The sequence below is a fragment of the Streptomyces sp. NPDC060027 genome (assembly GCF_042737005.1).
Classification (GTDB): Bacteria; Actinomycetota; Actinomycetes; order Streptomycetales; family Streptomycetaceae; genus Streptomyces.
In genome coordinates, this window is record NZ_JBHWVI010000443.1 from 1 (window position 1) to 1,640 (window position 1,640).

A 1,640-nucleotide genomic window follows, 5' to 3' on the forward strand; every position below is an offset into this window, starting at 1 on the left:
GCTTTCGCCCGCCTGCCCGGGGAACGCTCAGCGCGCCTCGACCATGCGGGCGAAGACGACCACGTTCCCGTCGTATCCGTGCTGCTTGGAGAAACCGCCTCCGCACGTGATGACACGCAATTCCGGGGTGCCTTTGCTGTTGTACACACGGTCGCCGGGGAAATCGTTCTTCGCGAAGACTTCGATGCCGTAGATCTCGAACACCGCGGTCTTTCCGTCCTTGCGCAGGACCTCGACCCGGTTTCCCTTCTTGAGGGCGCCGAGCCCGTAGAAGACGGCGGGACCCCGCATGTTGTCGACATGGCCCACGACCACGGCCGTGCCCTTCTCGCCGGGCGCGACGGCACCGGTGAACCAACCGGCGAGATTCGGGTCGTCGGGCGGTGGCGCGTCGACCCATCCGTCGCTGTCCAGACCCACCGGCATCACCGGGGCGTCGACGCGGATGGCGGGGATCCGCACCCGGTCGGCCACGGAGTACGGCAGCGGGGCCGGTGTGTTCGAGAAGGTTCCACCCGGAGTGCGGCTGTCCGCCGCGGCCGCCGAAGCGGGCTGCGGAGGGCCCACGTCGAACTCACCGGAACCATTCCGAACGAGTGCGAGGCCGGTCAGCAGAACAAGCGCTATCACGCCCCAGGGAGCGCGCTTCCTCTGCCGCTCCTCCTCTTCGGCCAGCTCGGACGCAGACATTCGCAATCCCCTCTCGACGCGGCCGTCGCCTCGTCATTCGCGCATATGAGCACGCTAATGGCAGCGGGGCCGCCGGGCGACGGGGAGCGGGCGAACGGGTGGTGGGACGAATCCCCCGTGCGCCATCCGAGTTGCCGTGACCAGGAATTTTCTGACGGTCCGTGACCTGCGGCAATATCCGATTGTGTGGAATTTCTTCGGCGTGTCTTCTCACCAGGACGGACCATTCCCGAAATGCGGGTCCGGGCACGGCATCTGAGGGTCTGTCTGGGAGGCGCTTTCTCGCCGATCCACCGGGGACGGTTCCCGGGGCGCCCCCGCGGAGGATCACATGCGTACTACTCGTGCCCTGGCGGTGTCTGCCGCCGCGGTCGCCGCCGTGGGGCTCGCCGCCCCGATGGCCGCGGCCTGGAACACCCCGAGCAACATCGTCGCGATGCCCAGCGTCATCGCCCGCGGCGGCCAGCTCACCGTGACGGTCGACGGGTGCCCGAGGGGAGGCACCATGACCTCGCCCGCGTTCCGTCAGGCGAGGCTCTCGCCGCTCCTGGGCAGCCACAACGAGTCGTCCAGCGGGACGGCCACCATCAACCAGGACGCCAGTCCCGGCTCGTACGACATCACCGTCAACTGCGACGGGACGGGACCGCTCACCCGCCCGGCCGCCTTCACCGTCATCGGCGGTGTGCGCGGCGGTCTCGGCGGCAGCAGCACCACCGGCGCCACGTCCACCGACATGGCGATCGGCGGCGGTCTGGTGGCCGCGGCGGCCGTCGGCGGCGGAGTGTTCTGGATGCGCCGCAGGTCGGAGAAGCGCATCTGACCGATCCGCGTACGGGCTGCCGGTCCCGTCCCCTTCCGGGGCCGGCCGTCCCCTCGCGGACAGCGCGCGGAGCGCGCAGGACAGCCCTTCGCCCCGGACCATCCCGAGGGGGTCCGGGGCGAAGGGC

Annotated in this window: 2 protein-coding genes; one reads left to right on the forward strand and one right to left on the reverse strand. The window is 69.9% G+C overall.

From position 1 onward, the window contains the following. Positions 1 to 27: 27 nt before the first annotated feature. Positions 28 to 690 carry a class F sortase gene (locus ACFWBT_RS42850; protein ID WP_385710228.1) on the reverse strand — a complete coding sequence of 221 codons (663 nt, stop codon included), beginning with the start codon at positions 688 to 690 and terminating at the stop codon, positions 28 to 30. Between the two features lie 331 nt (positions 691 to 1,021). On the opposite strand from ACFWBT_RS42850, the gene ACFWBT_RS42855 reads away from it, so the two are divergent. Continuing rightward, positions 1,022 to 1,513 (forward strand): hypothetical protein, encoded by a 492-nt coding sequence (locus tag ACFWBT_RS42855; protein WP_385710231.1) that lies wholly within the window; start codon positions 1,022 to 1,024, stop codon positions 1,511 to 1,513. Positions 1,514 to 1,640 lie beyond the last annotated feature (127 nt).